We start from the raw sequence: 22219 nt of genomic DNA, 5'->3' as shown, positions 1-22219 counted from the left end.
ATGAACAATATGAACCAAATGATGAAGCAAGTGAAAAAGATGCAGGAGCAAATGCTTAAAGCCCAAGAGGAACTTGGCGGAAAAGTAATTGAAGGTACTTCCGGCGGCGGTGTTGTGACTGTAGAGGTAAACGGACATAAAAAAGTGCTTTCCATCACCATCAAACCGGAGGCTGTAGATCCCGATGATGTGGAAATGCTGCAAGATCTCGTGTTGACTGCGGTCAACGATGCTTTGTCCAAAGCAGATGAACTGGCTAATGATGATATGGGTAAATTTACAGGCGGCATGAAAATTCCAGGCTTGTTCTAGACTGTGCATAAAGGAGAAACACACTATTGTATTATCCGGAGCCGATTGCAAAGCTGATTGATGCATTTACGCGCCTGCCGGGAGTGGGGCCGAAGACGGCTGCCCGGTTGGCTTTTCACGTACTGAAAATGAAGGAAGACGATGTGATTGATTTTGCCAAAGCACTGGTCAATGTGAAACGCAATCTTCACTTTTGTTCCGTCTGCGGCAATATTACGGACACGGACCCTTGTCGGATCTGTCAGGATAAGACGAGGGATGCTTCCGTCATTTGTGTTGTTCAGGACTCCAAGGATCTGGTAGCTATGGAGCGCACCAAGGAGTTTAACGGCTTTTATCATGTGCTTCATGGGGCAATCTCTCCTATGGAGGGAATTGGTCCTGAGGATATCAAGCTCAAGGAATTATTGAACAGACTTAGTGATGAACGCATCAAAGAGCTGATTTTGGCTACGAATCCGAACATTGAAGGAGAAGCGACGGCCATGTACATTTCCAGGCTGGTGCGTCCTTTTGAAATCAAGGTTACTCGTATTGCCCACGGATTGCCAGTAGGCGGGGATTTGGAGTATGCCGATGAGGTAACGCTGTCCAAAGCGCTGGAAGGCCGCAGAGAGCTGAACTAATAAATACATGTATATGTTATAGATATTTTTAGTGTCGATAAATCGTATGGATTGTCTCGACACAATGGGGAGCCGTTATGGCTCCTTTTTATTTTGTGATGATAGGGCTGGTATGGGCAGTTCTTGTTCTAAGTTTGTCCTCTGTTAAATAAGTATGAATAAGGTAGTCTTACAGACTGTGCACATAATTCAGCTTGTGAGGAGGATGAATGGATGTGGGAACGGGTGAAGCAAAATTTTCGTCGACAAGAGCACGGCAAATCGGAAGCAGAGTATCGTCAGGAGTTGTTTGCCCAGATTCGGGCTTCGCACGCAGAATGGTTAAGAGCGCATCGGTTATTTCATGAAGCTACAGGCGAGGACGAAATCGACTATGCCATTTTTGTTCTGGAAGCTGCGGAGCGTAAATATCAGATACATTTAAAATGTGCCAAACAGCAAGGGTTACATCGTTTCCACCTGCCCGCAGACGAACCGGGGTATGCCAATGACGCAGACCGTGTTCATAAACGGAGGGCCGAATGAGAAGTGCTGTCTGGCTTGTTCTGATTGCCTGTGTTGTGGTGCTGTCATATCTTATCCTCAAAAAACGTCTGGGTATCGGCTGGCTTACTGTGTTTGGAGCACATATGGCTCTGGCGGCAATTGCGCTGTATGTCATTAATTATTCGGGGTGGGTCACGCAGGTGTATATCCCGATTAATCCGGTGACGATGGGAGCTGTAACGGTTTTGGGAGTGCCAGGAATCGCGCTTTTACTCGGATTGAAAATGATATTGTTTGGACAGGCTATGTGAGTGTGTATAGAGTTTAATCAAGGAAAAGGATTGATTGTATGTGACTTTTCGCGTAAGGGCAAAGCGAAATATGCTTTTGTTTTAAAATATAGTTGACGACCAATTCAATTATATGATACATTAATTCTCGGCCCTTAAAGCCCGGGAATTTTTTTGTGAGAACAACGCTGAAATGAAATTGAAAAATAATTTTAAAAAAGTGTTGACTTAAATCCCGAATGTATGTTATATTAATCAAGTCGCCGCTGAGATGCGGTGGTGAAACAAAGCAAGAGAATATGAAGGTTTGATCTTTGAAAACTGAACAACGAGTGAGTGAACCGCGAAGGTTTCGGACATGCTGCAAGGCTGAACGGAGCTGGAGCAAAAAGAGATATTTTATCTCGTCAGTTTCAAAATGAGCATATCGCTCTTTCTATATACCAATTTCGGTTGGTCTTTAATGGAGAGTTTGATCCTGGCTCAGGACGAACGCTGGCGGCGTGCCTAATACATGCAAGTCGAGCGGGGTTGTTGTAGAAGCTTGCTTCTACAACAACCTAGCGGCGGACGGGTGAGTAACACGTAGGCAACCTGCCCATCAGACTGGGATAACTACCGGAAACGGTAGCTAATACCGGATACATCCTTTCCCTGCATGGGGGGAGGAGGAAAGACGGAGCAATCTGTCACTGATGGATGGGCCTGCGGCGCATTAGCTAGTTGGTGGGGTAATGGCCTACCAAGGCGACGATGCGTAGCCGACCTGAGAGGGTGATCGGCCACACTGGGACTGAGACACGGCCCAGACTCCTACGGGAGGCAGCAGTAGGGAATCTTCCGCAATGGGCGAAAGCCTGACGGAGCAACGCCGCGTGAGTGATGAAGGTTTTCGGATCGTAAAGCTCTGTTGCCAGGGAAGAACGTCTTGTAGAGTAACTGCTACAAGAGTGACGGTACCTGAGAAGAAAGCCCCGGCTAACTACGTGCCAGCAGCCGCGGTAATACGTAGGGGGCAAGCGTTGTCCGGAATTATTGGGCGTAAAGCGCGCGCAGGCGGCTCTTTAAGTCTGGTGTTTAATCCCGAGGCTCAACTTCGGGTCGCACTGGAAACTGGGGAGCTTGAGTGCAGAAGAGGAGAGTGGAATTCCACGTGTAGCGGTGAAATGCGTAGATATGTGGAGGAACACCAGTGGCGAAGGCGACTCTCTGGGCTGTAACTGACGCTGAGGCGCGAAAGCGTGGGGAGCAAACAGGATTAGATACCCTGGTAGTCCACGCCGTAAACGATGAATGCTAGGTGTTAGGGGTTTCGATACCCTTGGTGCCGAAGTTAACACATTAAGCATTCCGCCTGGGGAGTACGGTCGCAAGACTGAAACTCAAAGGAATTGACGGGGACCCGCACAAGCAGTGGAGTATGTGGTTTAATTCGAAGCAACGCGAAGAACCTTACCAGGTCTTGACATCCCCCTGATCGGTCTAGAGATAGATCTTTCCTTCGGGACAGGGGAGACAGGTGGTGCATGGTTGTCGTCAGCTCGTGTCGTGAGATGTTGGGTTAAGTCCCGCAACGAGCGCAACCCTTATGCTTAGTTGCCAGCAGGTCAAGCTGGGCACTCTAAGCAGACTGCCGGTGACAAACCGGAGGAAGGTGGGGATGACGTCAAATCATCATGCCCCTTATGACCTGGGCTACACACGTACTACAATGGCCGGTACAACGGGAAGCGAAAGAGCGATCTGGAGCGAATCCTAGAAAAGCCGGTCTCAGTTCGGATTGCAGGCTGCAACTCGCCTGCATGAAGTCGGAATTGCTAGTAATCGCGGATCAGCATGCCGCGGTGAATACGTTCCCGGGTCTTGTACACACCGCCCGTCACACCACGAGAGTTTACAACACCCGAAGTCGGTGGGGTAACCCGCAAGGGAGCCAGCCGCCGAAGGTGGGGTAGATGATTGGGGTGAAGTCGTAACAAGGTAGCCGTATCGGAAGGTGCGGCTGGATCACCTCCTTTCTATGGAGAATCGTTTCCTGCAACGGAAACATTCAAATATGAAGTGTAAGCTTCAAAACTCAGGTTTAGGCCTGTTACTCACTCGTTGCTCAGTTTTGAGAGCTCAAACTCTCAAACGTTTGGTGGCGATAGCGGAGGGGTTCCACACGTACCCATCCCGAACACGACCGTTAAGCCCTCCAGCGCCGATGGTACTTGGACCGCAGGGTCCTGGGAGAGTAGGACGTCGCCAAGCGCAACCACTAAAGAAGAATTTCTTTGGTGGTTTATTATGGGCCCTTAGCTCAGCTGGTTAGAGCGCACCCCTGATAAGGGTGAGGTCGGTGGTTCGAGTCCACTAGGGCCCACCATATAACTTTATATCACCTTATGGGGCCATAGCTCAGCTGGGAGAGCGCCTGCCTTGCAAGCAGGAGGTCAGCGGTTCGATCCCGCTTGGCTCCACCAATTACAACTTCATCAAAAAAACTGCATGATGATCATCCACTCTTCGGAGTTGGGCTGATAATCACACAGGTTACTGTTTCCTTGAAACAGTATTGCACCTTGAAAACTGGATACCGAAACGAAATTGCGTTTTAGAATATTCCTTTACGCTGATCTTGTGTAAACAAGTGAAATAAAGGTAGCAGGTAAGGAAAGATCTTTTGCCTTTGGCAAACATCATTCTTTATCGAACATTGATATTTTCTTTCTTTGAAAGAAAAGTCTAGGTTAAGCTACAAAGAGCACACGGAGGATGCCTAGGCGCCAGGAGCCGACGAAGGACGTGGCGAACAACGATAAAGCCTCGGGGAGCTGTAAGCAAGCTTTGATCCGGGGATGTCCGAATGGGGAAACCCGGCTGTCTTCATCGACAGTCACTTTCTGCTGAATACATAGGCAGAACAGAGGCATACCAGGGGAACTGAAACATCTAAGTACCCTGAGGAAGAGAAAACAATAGTGATTCCGTCAGTAGCGGCGAGCGAACGCGGATTAGCCCAAACCAAGGAGCTTGCTCCTTGGGGTTGTGGGACGTCTCACATGGAGTTACAAAGGAACCGGTTAGATGAAGAGGTCTGGAAAGGCCCGCCAGAGAAGGTAAAAGCCCTGTAATTCAAAACCTGTTCCCTCCGAGACGGATCCCGAGTAGTGCGGGGCACGTGAAACCCCGTATGAATCCGGCAGGACCATCTGCCAAGGCTAAATACTCCCTGGCGACCGATAGTGAAGCAGTACCGTGAGGGAAAGGTGAAAAGCACCCCGGAAGGGGAGTGAAATAGATCCTGAAACCGTGTGCTTACAAGAAGTCAGAGCCCTATGTATGGGTGATGGCGTGCCTTTTGTAGAATGAACCGGCGAGTTACGTTCCCGTGCAAGGTTAAGGTGAAGAGCTGAAGCCGCAGCGAAAGCGAGTCTGAATAGGGCGACTTGAGTACGTGGACGTAGACCCGAAACCGGGTGATCTACCCCTGTCCAGGGTGAAGGTGCGGTAACACGCACTGGAGGCCCGAACCCACGCATGTTGAAAAATGCGGGGATGAGGTGGGGGTAGCGGAGAAATTCCAATCGAACCCGGAGATAGCTGGTTCTCCCCGAAATAGCTTTAGGGCTAGCCTCGGAAAAGAGAGTCGTGGAGGTAGAGCACTGATTGGGTGCGGGGCCCGCAAGGGTTACCAAGCTCAGTCAAACTCCGAATGCCATAGACTTAGTTCCGGGAGTCAGACAGTGAGTGCTAAGATCCATTGTCGAAAGGGAAACAGCCCAGACCATCAGCTAAGGTCCCCAAGTGTGTGTTAAGTGGGAAAGGATGTGGAGTTGCACAGACAACCAGGATGTTGGCTTAGAAGCAGCCACCATTGAAAGAGTGCGTAATAGCTCACTGGTCGAGTGACTCTGCGCCGAAAATGTAACGGGGCTAAACACGCCACCGAAGCTATGGCTTGATGCTATGCATCAGGGGTAGGGGAGCGTTGAATGCGGGTTGAAGGTGTACCGTAAGGAGCGCTGGACTGCATTCAAGTGAGAATGCCGGTATGAGTAACGAAAAGATCTGTGAGAATCAGATCCGCCGAAAGCCTAAGGGTTCCTGAGGAAGGTTCGTCCGCTCAGGGTAAGTCGGGACCTAAGGCGAGGCCGATAGGCGTAGTCGAAGGACAACAGGTCGAAATTCCTGTACCACCGTAATCCGTTATGAGCAATGGGGTGACGCAGTAGGGTAGTGACGCGGACTGATGGATGTCCGTCTAAGCAGTGAGGCTGGTGTGTAGGCAAATCCGCACATCGTAAGGCTGGGCTGTGATGGGGAGCGAAAATTACAGTAGCGAAGGTCATGATCTCAGACTGCCAAGAAAAGCCTCTAGCCAGGAGAAGGTGCCCGTACCGCAAACCGACACAGGTAGGCGAGAAGAGAATTCTAAGGCGCGCGGAAGAACTCTCGTTAAGGAACTCGGCAAAATGACCCCGTAACTTCGGGAGAAGGGGTGCCTCGGTAGGGTGAATAGCCCGAGGGGCCGCAGTGAAAAGGCCCAAGCGACTGTTTAGCAAAAACACAGGTCTGTGCGAAGCCGCAAGGCGAAGTATACGGGCTGACGCCTGCCCGGTGCTGGAAGGTTAAGGGGAGTGGTAAGTCCTTCGGGGCGAAGCTATGAACCGAAGCCCCAGTAAACGGCGGCCGTAACTATAACGGTCCTAAGGTAGCGAAATTCCTTGTCAGGTAAATTCTGACCCGCACGAATGGCGTAACGACTTGGGCGCTGTCTCAACGAGAGATCCGGTGAAATTTTAATACCTGTGAAGATGCAGGTTACCCGCGACAAGACGGAAAGACCCCATGGAGCTTTACTGCAGCTTGATATTGAATTTGGGTACGATCTGTACAGGATAGGTGGGAGCCTAAGAGACTTGAGCGCCAGCTTGAGAGGAGGCATCCTTGGGATACCACCCTGATCGTATCTAGGTTCTAACTTGGTACCGTGATCCGGTGCGAGGACAGTGTCAGGTGGGCAGTTTGACTGGGGCGGTCGCCTCCTAAAGAGTAACGGAGGCGCCCCAAGGTTCCCTCAGAATGGTTGGAAATCATTCGAAGAGTGCAAAGGCAGAAGGGAGCTTGACTGCGAGACCTACAAGTCGAGCAGGGACGAAAGTCGGGCTTAGTGATCCGGTGGTACCGCATGGAAGGGCCATCGCTCAACGGATAAAAGCTACCCTGGGGATAACAGGCTTATCTCCCCCAAGAGTCCACATCGACGGGGAGGTTTGGCACCTCGATGTCGGCTCATCGCATCCTGGGGCTGAAGTAGGTCCCAAGGGTTGGGCTGTTCGCCCATTAAAGCGGTACGCGAGCTGGGTTCAGAACGTCGTGAGACAGTTCGGTCCCTATCTGTCGTGGGCGTAGGAAATTTGAGAGGAGCTGTCCTTAGTACGAGAGGACCGGGATGGACGTACCGCTGGTGTACCAGTTGTTCCGCCAGGAGCACCGCTGGGTAGCTATGTACGGAAGGGATAAGCGCTGAAAGCATCTAAGCGTGAAGCCCCCCTCAAGATGAGATTTCCCAGTATGTAAGACCCCTTGAAGACGACGAGGTAGATAGGTTGGGGGTGGAAGTGCAGTAATGCATGGAGCTGACCAATACTAATCGGTCGAGGGCTTATCCTAAAGAATAAAATGCAATGGAGTTTCGGATCCAGTTTTCAGGGTGTAACACCTTGAAATTACGCTTGGTATTCTAGTTCACTATGGTGATATATAGAATAACGCGCGGAATTTTTGCTAAGTGAGTCCATTTATATGGAGAGATACCCAAGTGGCTATAAGGGGACCCTCTGCTAAGGGGTTAGACTGCGAAAGTGGTGCGAGGGTTCGAATCCCTCTCTCTCCGCCATTTAGGACAAGCTGGCGAAATATTATGTTATGGCGGTGTAGCTCAGCTGGCTAGAGCGTACGGTTCATACCCGTGAGGTCGGGGGTTCGATCCCCTCCGCCGCTACCATACATACCTAGGAGGCTTAGCTCAGCTGGGAGAGCATCTGCCTTACAAGCAGAGGGTCGGGGGTTCGATCCCCTCAGCCTCCACCATTGTGCCGGTGTAGCTCAACTGGTAGAGCAACTGACTTGTAATCAGTAGGTTGGGGGTTCAAGTCCTCTCGCCGGCACCATTTTTGAAAAATTCAGGGAACTGTGGTGTAGAGGCCTAACATGCCTGCCTGTCACGCAGGAGATCGCGGGTTCGAATCCCGTCAGTTCCGCCATTTTTCAATATGATAGTTTTGCGCACTAAAGTGGGAAGGGGTATCCCTCCGCACTTTATTTTTTTGTTAATGGATATGGCTCGGTAGCTCAGTCGGTAGAGCAGAGGACTGAAAATCCTCGTGTCGGCGGTTCGATTCCGTCCCGAGCCACCTTTATATGGAGGATTAGCGAAGTGGCCAAACGCATCAGACTGTAAATCTGCTCCCTTACGGGTTCGGTGGTTCGAATCCATCATCCTCCACCAGTTTTATGAGCCATTAGCTCAGTTGGTAGAGCACCTGACTTTTAATCAGGGTGTCGAAGGTTCGAGTCCTTCATGGCTCATCGAAAGTCATCAACTTATAGTTGATGACTTTTTTTGTATGCATTTTTGCATGGATTTAGGTTATGTTTCTTACTATATAGAACGCAATTAATAAGCTACCAAATTCACTTCAACCGCCAAATTGGGTAATAAAGGGTAACTCACCACAAGGCGGCGATGAAGATGAACAATGAAGAAATCGAGTATTTGAATACAGCGATGAAAAAGGTATCAGACAAACGACTCTACGAAAGGTATCTGGCGGTCCGACTTCGTCTGGAAGGCCATACACTGGAAGAGATCGGTGATATACTCGGACGTGCACGTCAAACCATCAGCCTCTATTGGCACACCTACCAGAAACAGGGCCTGTCCGGTCTTAAAATGGATCACTCACCTGGACAACCGACAAAACTCACGGAGGAGCAGCGTCGTCAGTTAGCCGCGATGCTGGAGCAGCATCAACCAGCCGATGTAGGTTTTGAAGCTCGGTATACCTGGACACTTCCGCTAGTGGCGGAGTGGATCAAGCAGGAGTTCGGCGTCACCATGAGCGTGCGTGGGATTAGTGCGATGCTGAAGCGGATGAACTTCAGTTTTACCAAAGCCACCTATACGCTAGCTAAAGCCGATGAAGACGCCCAAGCCTTTTTTAAAAAGCACACTTTTGCTGAGCTCAAGAGGCAAGTGGAAGCCGAAAAGATCAATCACTTGCTCTTTGAAGACGAGTCGATGATTCGCTCTTATCAAGCGTTGCAGTACAATTGGTTCCCGCGCGGCCGACAACGCAAAGTGCCTACGTACGGTAAACACGAAGGAGCCAAATTGTTTGGAGCCATTAACTATGAAACCGGTCAGGTGCATCACCGGGAAGAAGAAAAGGCCGACACAGAAGCCTTTATTCGATTTCTCCAGGATCTTCTCACTGCATATCCGAATGGAAAAATCGCTTTAATTCTGGATAACAGCCGGATTCATCATGCCATAGAGTTACAGCCTTTTTTGGAGGAACACTCGCGTCTGCAATTGGTTTTTCTGCCGCCTTACAGTCCAAACCTCAATCCAGTTGAAGGGCTGTGGTTGTGGCTCAAAGCCGATGTAGTGAACAACGTCTTTTTTGAAAAATTCTATAAGATTAAACTTCATGTCAGTCAATTTATGAAGCGAATCAATCAGCAACCGTTGGAAACGATTGATCGCCTGCTTGTCAGGTTATGATCTTAATTGCGGCCTATATAGCTTTTTTATTTTAAGGTATCGACAGGTTATAATAGGTTCATTATGTTCGCTTATTCTAAAAAAAAGTGAAGTGGTGATCGCGTGGCTTTGGATACGGAATGGATACAGCAACAGCTTCAGAATATTATTCAAGCACCTTTTACTATACTGCCTTGGTGTCCGGAAATGATTGCAGAAGGTCAGCCAGCAGAATCAGCTGTACCGGATAAGTCATTTGTACGTGATAGCAAAATATATTTTCCGTTCCGTGCGGTAGCAGGAGAATTGGCTGCCTTTGCGGTAGAGGCAAAGCATTTGACGGATCGTGAACGGAAGCTGATTGAGGCGCTACTCTGGAACATGGAGCAATTCTGGCAGGATGGGACGGGGACGCAACGGCCCGATAATCCGGTATATGCTGAGGAAGAACAAATGAGGCGTTTTGGACAGTGGCTCATACAGCAGGCTGGCAACCTACAGAATAAAGAAGAGGTTCCTGATGAGTTGGGGCTTCGGGATTCGCTGTCGGCGTGTATGGTTCCCATTGTACTGACTGGTGAAGGAACACAGGGAGGCGCTATTGCCTACACGCAGCTACATCGATTGTTGTCCAGTTATTTTGGCGGGAATGTGCTGCTTACTCCACTGGATGAACAGTCTTGGCTGATTATGGCTAAAAAGGAACTATTGTTGGGAACGGACGACGACCGGGATAAGGATGTCGAAACCAGGGATGCGGATTTTACAGAATCGCTGGAGGAGGTTCTTACGGCTTTCAGCCTGGGTTTATACGAGCTTATCGCAAATGAGTGGGTAGGTGTATTTCATTTGGCGGTATCCAAGCCGTCTATACCATTGCAAAGTCTTCCCGAAGAGCTGAATTTGTTATGGGAGACGATCCATCTTGGCAAAATTTTTCATGTAACAGAGCACATCCACTTTTCATGGGAGTTGCATTTGGAGAGGTTATTAAACCGTATTCCGAAGGAGCAACGTGTGCAATTTCTGGAGCAGGTGATGCGGTCGTCCGTCATATTGGAGGACACTGAAACGATGGCCACATTGGATATCTTTTTTCAACTGGATTGTAATGTGAGTGAGACGGCTAAGCGCCTATATGTGCACCGGAATACGTTGATCTACCGTTTGGACAAAATTAAACAGGAGACTGGATTGGATGTGCGGACGTTTAATGATGCGGTTTTGGTCAAGCTTTTTCTACTATTGTACAAAGTGACAAAAAGGAAATAGCATTTTTGTGCAGTTTGCGAATAGCCACGCAGTGGGTACTAGGGTAAGATACAAGTAAGAAATGTATTCGATTTCAAAACTTGATCTTGGGGAGGCAAAAGCTATGGCTGGTGTACGCTTAGAGCATATTTTCAAAAAATACCCGGGTGCAGATAAAGCTACGGTTGTTGATGTCAATTTGGACATTCAAGATAAAGAATTCCTCGTATTGGTCGGTCCTTCCGGTTGTGGTAAATCTACTACGCTCCGTATGATCGCTGGTCTGGAAGAAATCTCGGACGGCAAATTGTACATTGGAGATCGTGTCGTGAATGACGTAGCTCCAAAGGATCGCGATATTGCGATGGTTTTCCAATCCTATGCCTTGTATCCGCATATGAACGTATACCAAAACATGGCTTTTGGTCTGAAGCTCCGCAAGGTGAAGAAAGACGAAATTGATAAGCGTGTACGTGAGGCGGCTAAAATCCTGGATATCGAGCATCTGCTGGATCGCAAGCCGAAAGCGCTGTCAGGTGGTCAACGTCAGCGTGTTGCCTTGGGACGTGCGATTGTACGTGACCCACAAGTGTTCTTGATGGATGAGCCATTGTCCAATCTGGATGCCAAACTGCGTGGTCAGATGCGTGCGGAAATCACGAAGCTGGCTAAACGTCTGGAAACGACTGTTATCTACGTAACGCATGACCAGGTCGAAGCGATGACGATGGGTGACCGGATTGTTGTTATGAAGGATGGCATTATTCAACAAGCTGCATCCCCGGATGAACTGTACAACCGTCCAGTAAATCTGTTCGTAGCTGGTTTTATCGGCTCTCCTACGATGAACTTCATCACAGGCAAGCTGGCTGAGAAGGACGGCGCAATGCATTTCACTGCACCAGGTCTGGATCTGTTCGTGCCTGAAGGTAAGGGACAGATTTTGAAAGCCAAGGGTTATGTCGGCAAAGAAGTTATCCTGGGTATCCGTCCTGAGGATATTCATGAGGAACCTGTATTTTTGGAGGCTTCTCCGAATACGATCTTTATGTCCACTGTGGATGTTACCGAAAATCTCGGTCATGAAATGCTGTTGTACCTGAGTGGTGCGGGAAATGATACGATTATTGCCCGTGTAGACGGACGTTCCAATACTCGTGATGGTGTCAAAGCGAAGTTGGCTGTCGATATGAACAAGGTTCATTTTTTTGATAAGGAATCAGAATTGAGCATTCTGGTTGGCGAATAAGATCAACCGATGAAAGAGAGCCGCAGTTTCCCGGCCGGGGGAAGGCGGCTCTTTTTGTATATCCATACAGCTTCCAGCTTCGGCATTGCATTCATTGGAAAATTCCGATACGATGGGTACATTGGTATGGGTCTGGGCTCAGGTATGGATTGTTGAAGGCGAACATTGGACAAGTCCAACTGCATGAGCAGAGGTAACCCGAAATCATGTTGAAAAGGTGAGGCTTGAGCTGGCACAGGATGGGCTGTTGGTTGATAGGGTGACGCTACATAAATAAGATCACGTATAGAATCCGGTCGTGCAGGATGAAGGGGAGAATACGATGGCTAAAAAGGTAAAGGTATCTGAGCTTGTACAGCAATTTCAAATGGAGGTTATTTCCGGTGAGAAAGGTCTGCGCAGGCTGATCACGGTGGATGATTTGAATCGTCCAGGGCTGGAGATGGCCGGGTATTTTGAATACCACACACAGGAGCGGGTGCAGCTTTTGGGAAGGTCTGAGCTGGCTTTTCTCGGTATGCTTCCTCCTGAGGAAAGAAAGGATCGGATGCAGCGTCTATGTACGGAGCTGACTCCGTGTATCATCATCACACGCGGTCTGGAAGTACCCGCAGAACTAGTGGAGGCAAGCGCTGAGCGGGATGTCCCTGTATTGCGAACTAATATGGCCACGACGATTTTATCAAGTCGCATTACGGGTTTTCTTGAAAGAAAGCTGGCTCCTACGGCCACCATCCATGGTGTATTGTGTGATGTGTACGGTGTAGGTATGCTCATTACGGGCAGTAGCGGCATTGGTAAAAGTGAAACAGCACTGGAGCTGGTTAAACGCGGTCATCGTCTGGTAGCAGATGATGCAGTGGAAATTCGGCAAACGTCCGATTTTCAGTTGCATGGTACGGCACCTGAACTGATTCGTCACTTGCTGGAAATTCGCGGCGTGGGCATCATTAATGTGATGACGCTGTTTGGTGCAGGTGCAGTTCGTAACAACAAGCGGATTACGCTGGTTGTCCGTCTGGAGGCATGGCAGCAGGATAAGCAGTATGACCGTCTTGGTTTGGATGAAGAAACGACACGTATTATTGACACGGATGTTCCGCTCGTTACAATTCCAGTTCGTCCAGGCCGAAATTTGGCCGTTATTATTGAGGTGGCGGCAATGAACTATCGTTTGAAGCAAATGGGCGTGAATGCAGCTCTGCAATTTACGAACAAGCTGACTGCTACAATTTCTGAAGATATGGAAGATATGGATTAAGGTTGAGTCGTTTGCAAGGAAGAACAAGGAGTGAGAGAAACATATGTCAACGGCAACATTACTGCTGAATCCGATTGCTTTTTCAATCGGGGCAATTAAGGTCCATTGGTACGGGCTTATTTTGGGGCTGGCGGCGCTTGTGGGTTTATATCTCGCCATTCGTGAAGGTAAAAGATTTGGCATTCCGCAGGAATTTTTTATGGATATGCTGCTGTTGGGTGTTCCCTCGGCTATTATTGGAGCGCGTATTTATTATGTAGCCTTCAAATGGGAAGATTATCGAGATAATCTATGGGATGTTTTCAAAATCTGGAACGGCGGTATTGCGATATACGGCGCATTGATCGGCGCGATTATATGCGCAGTCATCTATTTCCGCTATAAGGGTTATAATTTCTGGCGGATTGCCGATATTTGTGCGCCGGGTCTGCTGATCGGTCAAGCGATTGGGCGCTGGGGTAACTTTGTCAATCAGGAAGCCTATGGTGGACCGACGGAAGAAGCGTTTTTGCGGAATCAACTGCATCTGCCGGATTTCATTGTAAATCAGATGAACGTTAACGGGGTGTTTCACCATCCTACATTCCTGTATGAATCCCTGTGGAGTATTGTAGGTGTGATTCTGCTGCTCGTTATTCGACGTATGAAATTTGTACGTGCAGGCGAAATGTTTGCGTTTTACTTCATTTGGTACTCGATTGGCCGTTTTTTCATCGAGCGTGTACGGACGGATAGTTTGGCTTTTCAGGGACCAGACTGGCTGGCTTCCTTTGTGAATGCTTTGTGGTCTCCTATGGTATGGCTGGGGTTTGAACCAGGGCATCTGGACCCGAGTTACGGTAATGTACGGATCTCGCAACTGCTCCCTATTTTTATTGTTGTAGCTGCTGTGATTTTCATCGTGGTTCGTCGTCGTAAGGGTGCATCTGTTCCGAAATATAGCGATCCGATTGTCTCCAGCAAGGTAGGAGTCGATCAGGTACCTGACGTCACGCCGGAACAGGCTTCCCGCCCGGGTCAAGATACGATTCCTCCGACAACGGCTGCGCCGGATAAGCTACACAAGGAAGACATGGACGAGGACAAGAAGGAGCATCTATGATAAATACGGTTTTATTCGACTTGGACGGTACGATTATGGATACGAATGAGTTGATTATCAACTCATTTCTGCACATTTTGAATCACCCGGACGCTGACCCGCTGACACGGGAGCATATTATCCCTCATATGGGCGGAACCCTGGATGACCAGCTCCGTACCTTCTCGGGATTAAAGGATGTGTCTGAGCTGGTTAAAGGCTATCGTGCTTATAACTTGCTCCATCACGATCAAATGGTGAAGCCATTTCCGTATGTCATCGAGGTTATTCAGGAGTTGCGTGCGCGGGGAATCAAGCTGGGGATTGTGACGACTAAAATACGTCCTTCTACGATTCGTGTGCTTGATCTGTTCGATATGACCTCCTCTATGGATTATATCGTGACGGTAGACGACGTACAGCACCCGAAGCCGCACGCAGAACCTGTGCTTAAGGCGCTGGCTGGCTTGAACGCCAAAGCGGAGCATACGTTGATGGTTGGAGACAGTTCCTTTGATATTCTATCGGCTCAAGCCGCAGGTGTGAAATCGGCGGGTGTAGCCTGGTCGCTCAAGGGTGAGGAAACTCTACGGGGCTATGGACCGGATTACATTTTGCATGATATGCGGGATTTACTGAAGCTGGTGCTTCAAGGTGTCGATGTATCGTGAGGAAGGTTAACCGCTATCCCGTGGAAGGCCCCAATGCGCTGTGGCAGATTTACCGGACGGTAAGCCGCTGGAAAGGGATTAAAAACTTTGTTTTTATACAGATCGCCCGGTATTGTCCCGTGCTATCCTGGAAGAATGTCATTTACCGCAGAGTGCTTGGGATGAAGGTAGGGCAGCATGCGGCCTTCGGCCTGATGGTGATGGTAGATGTTTTTTTCCCGGAGCATATTACCATAGGGGACAATTCGGTGATTGGATATAACACGACCATTCTGGCTCATGAATACCTTATACGGGAGTATCGTATTGGTAAAGTGATGATCGGGAATAATGTGTTAATCGGCGCCAATACGACCATTCTGCCCGGTGTTACTATAGGTGATGGAGCTATAGTAGCCGCCGGAGCGGTCGTGCATAAAGACGTGCCTGCAGGAGCATTTGTAGGTGGCAATCCGTTGCGTGATTTAAAACGCACTGGTGTGGATGAGTAGTAAATAGCACAACAAGAAAGGCCCCTTATGTATTAAGGGGCCTTTCTTGCGCTGTTTTTCTGTATAATAAATGGGGTAATGCATGTTAGTTATGTTTAAACTTGATAATAGACATATTTGCAAGGCGATATGGGAGCGTGTTGATTTGGCCAAAAAAGAACGTATACCAGAGCTTGATATTTACCGGGGAATGTTAATTGCAGCCGTTGTTACCATTCATGCGACTTCAATGGCTTTGATTGATGCGCGTCATTCTCTATTGTTTTATCCCTTTTTATTTTTAAATGTGTTTAGTAGCTTTGCGGTGCCAGTATTTATTTTTGTGAGCGGGTTTGTTTTATTTTACAATTATGTCGATAGGCCGCTTCGTGGTAAGAATATGCTTGTGTTTTTTCGAAAAAGACTGATGTTTATTGTGTTACCCTACGTTTTGTTTTCTCTTATGTACTATTTGACCTTGGTGACACGTGGGCTGATGCCGCTCAGTGATCTTCCGCTTGTGCTGTTAACGGGAAAGGCGTACACGCATTTGTATTATGTCATCATCATAATCCAATTTTATTTGGTCTTTCCGCTGTTGCTGTGGGGAGTGCAGCGTTTACGCCATTGGATATCGAGTCCACGGAGAGCAGCCTTAGTCATTTTGACAGTAGGGTTAGTCATTCAATGGGGGTTTGTACTGCTGAACAAATACGTTTGGCAAGAGGAAAGAGGAAGTCTTGCGATTACGTATATCAGTTATTTTGCCTTGGGTGCAGCTGTCGCGATTGGATATGAAGAGTTTAAAAAGTGGCTTCTTCCGTCATCAGGTACGTCAATCGGTCGCGGTCAGTTGATCAGCTGGTATGGTTTGTGGGCGGCTTGGCTGTTGCTAGGCATAGTCTATGTGCAGATATGGTTTGTAGCGTATCGGGAAGCGATCTATGCAGATTCGTTGATCTATGAGCTGTTACGTAATGCACATGCTCTTGTATCTGCGCTGGTGCTGTTTCAGTTCTCGGCTTTCTTATACCGTCACGCTAACTATGCGTTGCGAACTTGGATTAGTTGGCTGGGTGCCTGTTCCTTCGGTATTTATTTACTCCATCCGGTGCTCTTGCGCGTGTATCGTAAGCTGAATTTGCATGGAACACCGGTAGAGTATATCTTTTCTGTTGCCGGAGGTTGGCTGTTAGCGCTGTTTGGCTCATGGCTGATTGTGACGCTGTGTTTCCGTTATGTACCTTATTCCTGGGTCGGCCTGGGCACAGTTCCAAAGTTTCCGTCCCGGGGAAAGGTGAACAGGTGAGTGGTTGAATATGTTGATATGACTGTTGGCTGAAAGGCTGACAGTCTTTTTTTAGGATTCATGAATTATGCAATGGATAAAATAAATAGAGGGGGACCGTTTCGCAATACGGCTCTAAAAATGGGCTGCCCCGTTCGGTTGACGTTCACAGGCAGGACATGATAATATATCGAATATACTTTAGTTTATTAGCACTTTACCATGATAAAGATATTGCGAAATCATGAGGTGATAGAGATGACCAAGCCAAAAGGATTTGAAATCCCTGTAGGGGTTCGGGATTACCTTCCGCGTGCGGTGTCGAAGCTGCGGGCGATTGAATTGAATGTACTCGATTGCATGGAGCGTTGGGGCTACCGTCAGATTATGACGCCTACGATGGAATACTACGATACGGTGGGTGTGGCTAGCTCTACTTCGGATCGGAAGTTGTTCAAGCTGCTCAATAACCGGGGAACCACGCTGGTGCTGCGATCTGATATGACTGCGCCGATTGCGCGTGTGGTATCGTCGCTCTTGAAGGAAGAGGAAGTACCGCTTAGGCTCTCCTATCACGCAAATGTATTTCGGGCGATTGAGGAAGAGGCGGGAAGAGAAGCGGAATTCTTCCAGACGGGTGTGGAGCTGGTGGGCGATGACTCGCCCGAGGCTGACGCGGAGGTCGTGGCACTGGCGATTGCATCGTTACAGGCGGCAGGAGTGTCCTCTTTTAAAATTGCCATGGGGCATGTCGGATTCCTGAACGGTCTGTTCGAGGAAATCATTCCGGGTCGTCAGGCTGAACAGCAAGCGCTAAAGGAGCTGTTGTTGAACCGTGATGTGGTGGGCTACCGAACAGCAATTGAAGCCTTGGGGTTGGCTACTGAACATCGGGATAAGCTGGAGGCTATTCTTCGGCTTCGCGGTGGGAAAGAAATTTGCGAACAGGCTACCCGTCTTAGCGTCGAGCAGCAGACGATCCAATCCATTGCGCATCTGTGCGAGGTATGGGAAGTGCTGGAGAGTTACGGCGTGTCTGAGCATGTACTAATTGACCTTACTATGATCGGAGACTTTTCATATTATACAGGAATGACTTTTGAGGGGTATGCGGCAGAAATCGGATTCCCCGTATGTAATGGAGGGCGCTATGACAATCTGCTACAGCAGTTTGGTCGTTCCGTTCCTGCGACGGGATTCGCATTGAAGACGAACCGGATTGTCGATGGCGTAGACGGTATTCAGATCGAGGCGAAGCGCCCGGTGCTTATTCGTTATGATGCGCAGGGACGCAGAGAGGCGTTATCCGCCGCGGCACAGCTTCGTGGAGCAGGACGGACTGTGGTGACAGGGCTGACTGGTGGGCCTGAGGATCGCCGCCGCGAGCAACAGGACTTGTATGCAAAGGTTTACAGCTATACAGTCGAAGAAAGACAACCGGTACAAGGGAGGGAATTACCATGACGGAGACGCTGAAGGTAGCCATGCCGAAGGGACGGATTTATAAGCAGGCTTCTGAGCTTTTTCGTCGAGCGGGGGTTCCTATTCCAGTAGATGTAGATGATACACGCAGGCTGGTTATTCCGCTGCCTGAACTGGGAATGGAGTTTATTATGGCGAAGCCGGTCGACGTTCCCACGTATGTGGAGTACGGAGCTGCGGATATCGGCATTGTAGGCAAGGATGTTTTGCTGGAAGAGAACAAGGATGTGTATGAGCTGCTTGATCTGGGGATTGCCCGTTGCCGAATGTCAGTCATTGCTTTGCCGGATTGGCAGCCGGGTATTCGTCAGCGGGTGGCTACGAAGTATCCGAATGTGGCTTCCCAGTATTTTCGGGAGCAAGGCCAGCAGGTGGAGGTTATCAAGCTGAATGGTTCTATCGAGCTGGCACCGCTAATCGGATTGGCAGACCGGATTGTCGATATGGTGGAAACAGGGCAGACCTTGAGAGAGAACGGATTGGTCGAGCAGATCAGTATTTTGGATATTACGAGTCGGCTGATTGCCAATCGGGTCAGCTACCGGATGAAAAATGGTCCGATTCAGGCGTTGTGTGACCGACTGCATCAGGTAATTCCGACCACGGTGGCACCCAGGGACTAAGGTAAAGGCCAATGGTTAGGAGAACAATCTGCAAGCTGCAAGCAAGGGGGAAGGGACAAATGAAGATCGTATCAGCCCGTGATTTCAATCTCCAGCGGGAGGTAGATTACGGTACACCTGAGCAAAATGAAGCCGTTCATGCGATTATCCGTTCGGTACGGCAGGAGGGAGATGCGGCTGTCCTGCGGTATACGGAATCGTTCGATGGTGTATCGCTGACGGCGGAGCAGCTCCGTGTGACGGAGGAAGAATTGAAGGCGGCATATGACAAGGTGGAGCCTTCTTTTTTGCAGGCGATTCGGGAGGCGGCGGACAATATCCGTGCTTTTCATACGAAGCAAAAACGTAATTCGTGGATGGATTTACAACCGGATGGCAGCTTGCTGGGTCAGATTATCCGACCGTTGAAGCGGGTAGGCGTGTATGTTCCGGGCGGTAAAGCAGCTTATCCGTCCTCGGTGCTGATGAATGTGATTCCGGCTCAGGTGGCTGGTGTACCGGAGATCGTCATGGTGACACCCCCGGCAACAGGCGGCAAGGCGGGAATTGATCCATATACACTGGTAGCTGCGGCAGAGGCGGGTGTGACAGAAATGTACCGGGTTGGCGGAGCACAGGCGATTGCGTCTCTCGCTTACGGGACAGATAGTATTGAACCGGTCGATAAAATTTGCGGTCCCGGCAACATTTATGTAGCGCTGGCGAAGCGTGAGGTGTACGGTGCGGTGGATATCGACAGTATTGCAGGACCAAGTGAAATTGTCGTGCTGGCTGACGATACGGCGAACGCTTCTTATGTAGCGGCTGACCTGCTCTCGCAGGCAGAACATGACGAAATGGCCTCGGCCATTCTGGTTACGCCCTCGCAACGCTTGGCAGAAGAAGTTTCAGCCGAGGTGCAGCGCCAATTAGCAGAGCTGCCGCGCAGAGATATTGCTGCTGCATCGGTTGATGCCTATGGAGCGATTATTGTCGTGGACACTTTGCATGAGGGGATCCAGATTGTGAACAAACTTGCCCCGGAGCATTTGGAAATCATGACAGAGAATCCGATGGAGCATGTGGGTCTGATCGAAAATGCGGGAGCGATTTTCCTGGGAGCGTACAGCTCGGAGCCGGTAGGCGATTATTTTGCCGGGCCTAACCACATTATTCCGACCAATGGAACTGCGCGGTTCTCTTCTCCGGTCGATATTGATGATTTTATCAAGAAGTCGAGTATGATCTATTACAGCAAGGAAGCGCTGTTACGCAATGGAGAGACGATTATGCAGCTTGCCCGGCATGAAGGGCTGGAAGGCCACGCAAGGGCGATACAGGTTCGATTGGACAATGAGAAGAAGGCGGTGGATGGCGATGGGGAATGAAAATAACGGTGCAGGACGTACAGGCAGCGTCAGCCGGAAGACGAACGAAACGGATATTCAGCTATCTTTTGCGGTAGACGGCACAGGGCAAACCGAAATCGAGACAGATGTCCCTTTTCTGAATCATATGCTGGATTTGTTCACCAAGCACGGACAGTTTGACCTGAACGTACAGGCCAGAGGGGATGTTGACATCGACGATCACCATACCGTGGAGGACATTGGTATCTGTCTGGGGCAAACCTTACTGGAATCGTTAGGTGATAAAAAAGGAATCAAGCGCTATGCCAGCGTCTTTGTACCGATGGATGAGGCGCTCGCGCAGGTCGTCATTGATCTTAGTAACCGACCGCATTTTGAGTATCGTGCGGAGTATCCGTCACAGCAGGTAGGGAGCTTTTCGACGGAGCTGGTGCATGAATTTCTGTGGAAATTCGCGCTGGAGGCTCGTATGACGCTGCACGTCATTGTTCACTACGGGCAAAATACCCACCATATGATCGAGGCGGTGTTCAAGGCACTGGGACGTGCACTGGATGAAGCGACATCCATTGACCCGCGGGTGACGGGAGTGCCTTCGACGAAGGGAGTGCTGTAGTCCATGTCCATTGTTATTGTGGATTACGGCAGAGGCAATCTGCATAGTGTGAGCAAGGCGGTTAAGCGTCTTGGCTATGAGGCTGTAGTGACAGGAGATGCGAAAGTGATACGTTCCGCCAGCGGTGTGATTTTGCCGGGTGTGGGGGCGTTCGGAGACGCTATGGAGCATTTGCGTTCCAGTGGCTTGGATCGGGTCATTCAGGAGGTCGCGAGCGCTGGACAGCCGTTGCTCGGCGTTTGCCTGGGGATGCAGTTGTTGTTCACTCGTGGCGAAGAATATGGCAGCCATGAGGGGCTGAATATTTTGCCGGGAGAGGTCGTGCGCTTTGCTCCTGATCTGGGTGTGAAAGTACCTCATATGGGCTGGAATCGTCTGCGCATGACGCAGCCGGAACATCCGTTGGTGCAAGGCTTGGAGGAAGGGCATGTGTATTTTGTGCATTCTTATCATGCCAAGCCGGAGGTAGAAAGCGATTTGTTGGCGGTGACCGATTACGGCGGGCCGGTAACAGCTATCGTGGGCAGAGGCCATGTATACGGTATGCAGTTCCATCCAGAGAAGAGTGGGGAAATGGGAATGCGGCTGCTTCGTCAGTTTTTGGAATTGGCGGAGGCGGAAAAACGAGCGTAATTACACATAGGTTTTTTTGAATAGCTCACAAGGGGGTCATACTTTGTTCACGATATATCCGGCGATTGATATTCGCGATGGCAAATGTGTACGGCTGGTGCAGGGTGATTATAACCAGGAGACGATATACAACGAAAATCCGGTAGAGGTGGCCCGCGAATGGGAACGCTTGGGCGGCTCCTACATTCATCTTGTCGATCTGGACGGTGCGAAAGCGGGTCAACCTGTGAATGATGAGCTGATCGGACGCATCGCGTCTGCGGTGCAGGTACCTGTACAGGTAGGTGGCGGCTTGCGTACGCGCGAGCATGTGGAACGGCTGTTGTCACTGGGCGTGAGCAGGGTGATTTTGGGCACGGCGGCGATTGAGGACCGTGCTTTTACGGAAGCGGTGTTGGGTACCTATGGTGACCGGATCGCGATCGGTCTGGATGCGCGAAATGGCTATGTAGCGACACGAGGGTGGCTCGAAACCTCGGAGGTGCGGGCGGATGAACTCGCGGCTGAGCTGGCCTCCAAGGGCGCGGAAACGTTCATTTTTACGGACATTTCCCGCGATGGAATGATGCAGGGTCCGAATGTGGAGGCTATCGTGGCACTTGCGAAAAGCAGTGGACGAACCGTAATTGCTTCCGGTGGTGTCAGCAAGATGGACGATCTGATTACGTTAAGTGCCTATGCACAAAAAGGTGTAGGCGGCGCTATTGTGGGTAAGGCATTGTATACAGGCAGCATTGATTTACAGGTCGCCGTACAAGCTGTAGCAAAGGCATAGGGG

General features: G+C 49.7%; 18 protein-coding genes, 10 tRNA genes and 3 rRNA genes. All 31 read left to right on the top strand.

What is annotated here, in order from left to right:
- The 31 genes from ASL14_RS11380 to hisA all read left to right on the top strand — a co-directional run bounded on the left by ASL14_RS11380 (position 1) and on the right by hisA (position 22216).
- Positions 1-312 carry a YbaB/EbfC family nucleoid-associated protein gene (locus tag ASL14_RS11380; RefSeq protein ID WP_013308226.1) on the top strand — a complete coding sequence of 104 codons (312 nt, stop codon included), beginning with the start codon at positions 1-3 and terminating at the stop codon, positions 310-312.
- A 26-nt stretch (positions 313-338) separates the two neighbouring features.
- Positions 339-938 (top strand): recombination mediator RecR, encoded by a 600-nt coding sequence (recR, locus tag ASL14_RS11375; protein WP_025683200.1) that lies wholly within the window; start codon positions 339-341, stop codon positions 936-938.
- A 213-nt stretch (positions 939-1151) separates the two neighbouring features.
- Positions 1152-1463 carry a DUF2508 family protein gene (locus ASL14_RS11370; RefSeq protein WP_025683201.1) on the top strand — a complete coding sequence of 104 codons (312 nt, stop codon included), beginning with the start codon at positions 1152-1154 and terminating at the stop codon, positions 1461-1463.
- A complete protein-coding gene (locus ASL14_RS11365; protein ID WP_134911658.1) occupies positions 1460-1735 on the top strand; it encodes a pro-sigmaK processing inhibitor BofA family protein in 276 nt (91 codons plus the stop codon). The genes ASL14_RS11370 and ASL14_RS11365 overlap by 4 nt, the downstream gene beginning before the upstream one ends.
- Positions 1736-2174: 439 nt before the next feature.
- Positions 2175-3732: ribosomal RNA gene (locus tag ASL14_RS11360) — 16S ribosomal RNA — on the top strand.
- 118 nt (positions 3733-3850) lie between these two features.
- A 5S ribosomal RNA gene (gene rrf, locus ASL14_RS11355) occupies positions 3851-3967 on the top strand.
- 38 nt (positions 3968-4005) lie between these two features.
- Positions 4006-4082, top strand: a tRNA-Ile gene (locus ASL14_RS11350).
- Positions 4083-4103: 21 nt separating this feature from the next.
- Positions 4104-4179, top strand: a tRNA-Ala gene (locus ASL14_RS11345).
- A gap of 265 nt (positions 4180-4444) precedes the next feature.
- Positions 4445-7372 (top strand): 23S ribosomal RNA (locus ASL14_RS11340).
- The 16S, 23S and 5S rRNA genes sit together here with 10 tRNA genes alongside, the layout of an rRNA operon.
- Before the next feature lie 134 nt (positions 7373-7506).
- Positions 7507-7598, top strand: a tRNA-Ser gene (locus ASL14_RS11335).
- 31 nt (positions 7599-7629) lie between these two features.
- Positions 7630-7706: transfer RNA gene (locus ASL14_RS11330), tRNA-Met, on the top strand.
- A 10-nt stretch (positions 7707-7716) separates the two neighbouring features.
- A tRNA-Val gene (locus ASL14_RS11325) sits at positions 7717-7792 on the top strand.
- 4 nt (positions 7793-7796) lie between these two features.
- A tRNA-Thr gene (locus ASL14_RS11320) sits at positions 7797-7872 on the top strand.
- A 16-nt stretch (positions 7873-7888) separates the two neighbouring features.
- Positions 7889-7965: transfer RNA gene (locus ASL14_RS11315), tRNA-Asp, on the top strand.
- Positions 7966-8042: 77 nt separating this feature from the next.
- Positions 8043-8115 (top strand) — tRNA-Phe (locus ASL14_RS11310).
- 9 nt (positions 8116-8124) lie between these two features.
- Positions 8125-8210 (top strand) — tRNA-Tyr (locus ASL14_RS11305).
- 7 nt (positions 8211-8217) lie between these two features.
- A tRNA-Lys gene (locus tag ASL14_RS11300) sits at positions 8218-8290 on the top strand.
- 157 nt (positions 8291-8447) lie between these two features.
- Complete coding sequence (locus ASL14_RS11295) at positions 8448-9488, top strand: IS630 family transposase (protein WP_134910485.1); 1041 nt, start codon at positions 8448-8450, stop codon at positions 9486-9488.
- Between the two features lie 102 nt (positions 9489-9590).
- Positions 9591-10739: a PucR family transcriptional regulator gene (locus tag ASL14_RS11290; protein ID WP_134911657.1), complete on the top strand. Its 1149-nt coding sequence runs from the start codon at positions 9591-9593 to the stop codon at positions 10737-10739.
- Positions 10740-10842: 103 nt separating this feature from the next.
- Positions 10843-11967, top strand: a complete 1125-nt coding sequence (locus ASL14_RS11285; protein WP_134911656.1) for an ABC transporter ATP-binding protein — start codon at positions 10843-10845, stop codon at positions 11965-11967.
- A gap of 322 nt (positions 11968-12289) precedes the next feature.
- Positions 12290-13228: an HPr(Ser) kinase/phosphatase gene (hprK, locus tag ASL14_RS11280; RefSeq protein WP_134911655.1), complete on the top strand. Its 939-nt coding sequence runs from the start codon at positions 12290-12292 to the stop codon at positions 13226-13228.
- Between the two features lie 43 nt (positions 13229-13271).
- Positions 13272-14330, top strand: a complete 1059-nt coding sequence (gene lgt / locus ASL14_RS11275; protein WP_134911654.1) for a prolipoprotein diacylglyceryl transferase — start codon at positions 13272-13274, stop codon at positions 14328-14330.
- Positions 14327-14980: a pyrophosphatase PpaX gene (ppaX, locus tag ASL14_RS11270; protein WP_134911653.1), complete on the top strand. Its 654-nt coding sequence runs from the start codon at positions 14327-14329 to the stop codon at positions 14978-14980. The genes lgt and ppaX overlap by 4 nt, the downstream gene beginning before the upstream one ends.
- Positions 14977-15471: an acyltransferase gene (locus ASL14_RS11265; RefSeq protein WP_149917087.1), complete on the top strand. Its 495-nt coding sequence runs from the start codon at positions 14977-14979 to the stop codon at positions 15469-15471. The genes ppaX and ASL14_RS11265 overlap by 4 nt, the downstream gene beginning before the upstream one ends.
- 145 nt (positions 15472-15616) lie before the next feature.
- Positions 15617-16759 (top strand): acyltransferase, encoded by a 1143-nt coding sequence (locus tag ASL14_RS11260; protein ID WP_134911651.1) that lies wholly within the window; start codon positions 15617-15619, stop codon positions 16757-16759.
- Positions 16760-16996: 237 nt separating this feature from the next.
- Entirely contained in the window at positions 16997-18202 is a 1206-nt protein-coding gene (locus tag ASL14_RS11255; protein ID WP_134911650.1) for an ATP phosphoribosyltransferase regulatory subunit, read from the top strand.
- Positions 18199-18843, top strand: a complete 645-nt coding sequence (gene hisG / locus ASL14_RS11250; RefSeq protein WP_025683469.1) for an ATP phosphoribosyltransferase — start codon at positions 18199-18201, stop codon at positions 18841-18843. Before ASL14_RS11255 ends, hisG begins: the two co-directional genes overlap by 4 nt.
- A gap of 59 nt (positions 18844-18902) precedes the next feature.
- Positions 18903-20210, top strand: a complete 1308-nt coding sequence (gene hisD / locus ASL14_RS11245; RefSeq protein WP_134911649.1) for a histidinol dehydrogenase — start codon at positions 18903-18905, stop codon at positions 20208-20210.
- On the top strand, positions 20200-20808 hold the full coding sequence (gene hisB / locus ASL14_RS11240) for an imidazoleglycerol-phosphate dehydratase HisB (protein WP_025684758.1): 609 nt from the start codon (positions 20200-20202) through the stop codon (positions 20806-20808). Before hisD ends, hisB begins: the two co-directional genes overlap by 11 nt.
- Positions 20809-20811: 3 nt before the next feature.
- Entirely contained in the window at positions 20812-21441 is a 630-nt protein-coding gene (gene hisH / locus ASL14_RS11235) for an imidazole glycerol phosphate synthase subunit HisH (protein ID WP_134911648.1), read from the top strand.
- 43 nt (positions 21442-21484) lie between these two features.
- On the top strand, positions 21485-22216 hold the full coding sequence (hisA, locus tag ASL14_RS11230; RefSeq protein ID WP_044645048.1) for a 1-(5-phosphoribosyl)-5-[(5-phosphoribosylamino)methylideneamino]imidazole-4-carboxamide isomerase: 732 nt from the start codon (positions 21485-21487) through the stop codon (positions 22214-22216).
- Positions 22217-22219 lie beyond the last annotated feature (3 nt).

Source organism: Paenibacillus sp. IHB B 3084, from assembly GCF_001447315.1.
In the GTDB taxonomy this organism is placed as follows: domain Bacteria; phylum Bacillota; class Bacilli; order Paenibacillales; family Paenibacillaceae; genus Paenibacillus.
Note: the sequence above shows the minus strand (reverse complement) of the source record. Positions and strands in the feature narration are given on the sequence as shown.

What these genes read in the sequence shown, in the direction of transcription:
- ASL14_RS11255 (WP_134911650.1), top strand. Translation starts at nt 16,997, where the DNA reads ATGACCAAGCCAAAAGGATTTGAAATCCCTGTAGGGGTTCGGGATTAC.
- ASL14_RS11285 (WP_134911656.1), top strand. Translation starts at nt 10,843, where the DNA reads ATGGCTGGTGTACGCTTAGAGCATATTTTCAAAAAATACCCGGGTGCA.
- hisH (WP_134911648.1), top strand. Translation starts at nt 20,812, where the DNA reads ATGTCCATTGTTATTGTGGATTACGGCAGAGGCAATCTGCATAGTGTG.
- hprK (WP_134911655.1), top strand. Translation starts at nt 12,290, where the DNA reads ATGGCTAAAAAGGTAAAGGTATCTGAGCTTGTACAGCAATTTCAAATG.
- ppaX (WP_134911653.1), top strand. Translation starts at nt 14,327, where the DNA reads ATGATAAATACGGTTTTATTCGACTTGGACGGTACGATTATGGATACG.
- hisD (WP_134911649.1), top strand. Translation starts at nt 18,903, where the DNA reads ATGAAGATCGTATCAGCCCGTGATTTCAATCTCCAGCGGGAGGTAGAT.
- ASL14_RS11380 (WP_013308226.1), top strand. Translation starts at nt 1, where the DNA reads ATGAACAATATGAACCAAATGATGAAGCAAGTGAAAAAGATGCAGGAG.
- ASL14_RS11370 (WP_025683201.1), top strand. Translation starts at nt 1,152, where the DNA reads ATGTGGGAACGGGTGAAGCAAAATTTTCGTCGACAAGAGCACGGCAAA.
- lgt (WP_134911654.1), top strand. Translation starts at nt 13,272, where the DNA reads ATGTCAACGGCAACATTACTGCTGAATCCGATTGCTTTTTCAATCGGG.
- ASL14_RS11295 (WP_134910485.1), top strand. Translation starts at nt 8,448, where the DNA reads ATGAAGATGAACAATGAAGAAATCGAGTATTTGAATACAGCGATGAAA.
- hisB (WP_025684758.1), top strand. Translation starts at nt 20,200, where the DNA reads ATGGGGAATGAAAATAACGGTGCAGGACGTACAGGCAGCGTCAGCCGG.
- hisG (WP_025683469.1), top strand. Translation starts at nt 18,199, where the DNA reads ATGACGGAGACGCTGAAGGTAGCCATGCCGAAGGGACGGATTTATAAG.
- ASL14_RS11365 (WP_134911658.1), top strand. Translation starts at nt 1,460, where the DNA reads ATGAGAAGTGCTGTCTGGCTTGTTCTGATTGCCTGTGTTGTGGTGCTG.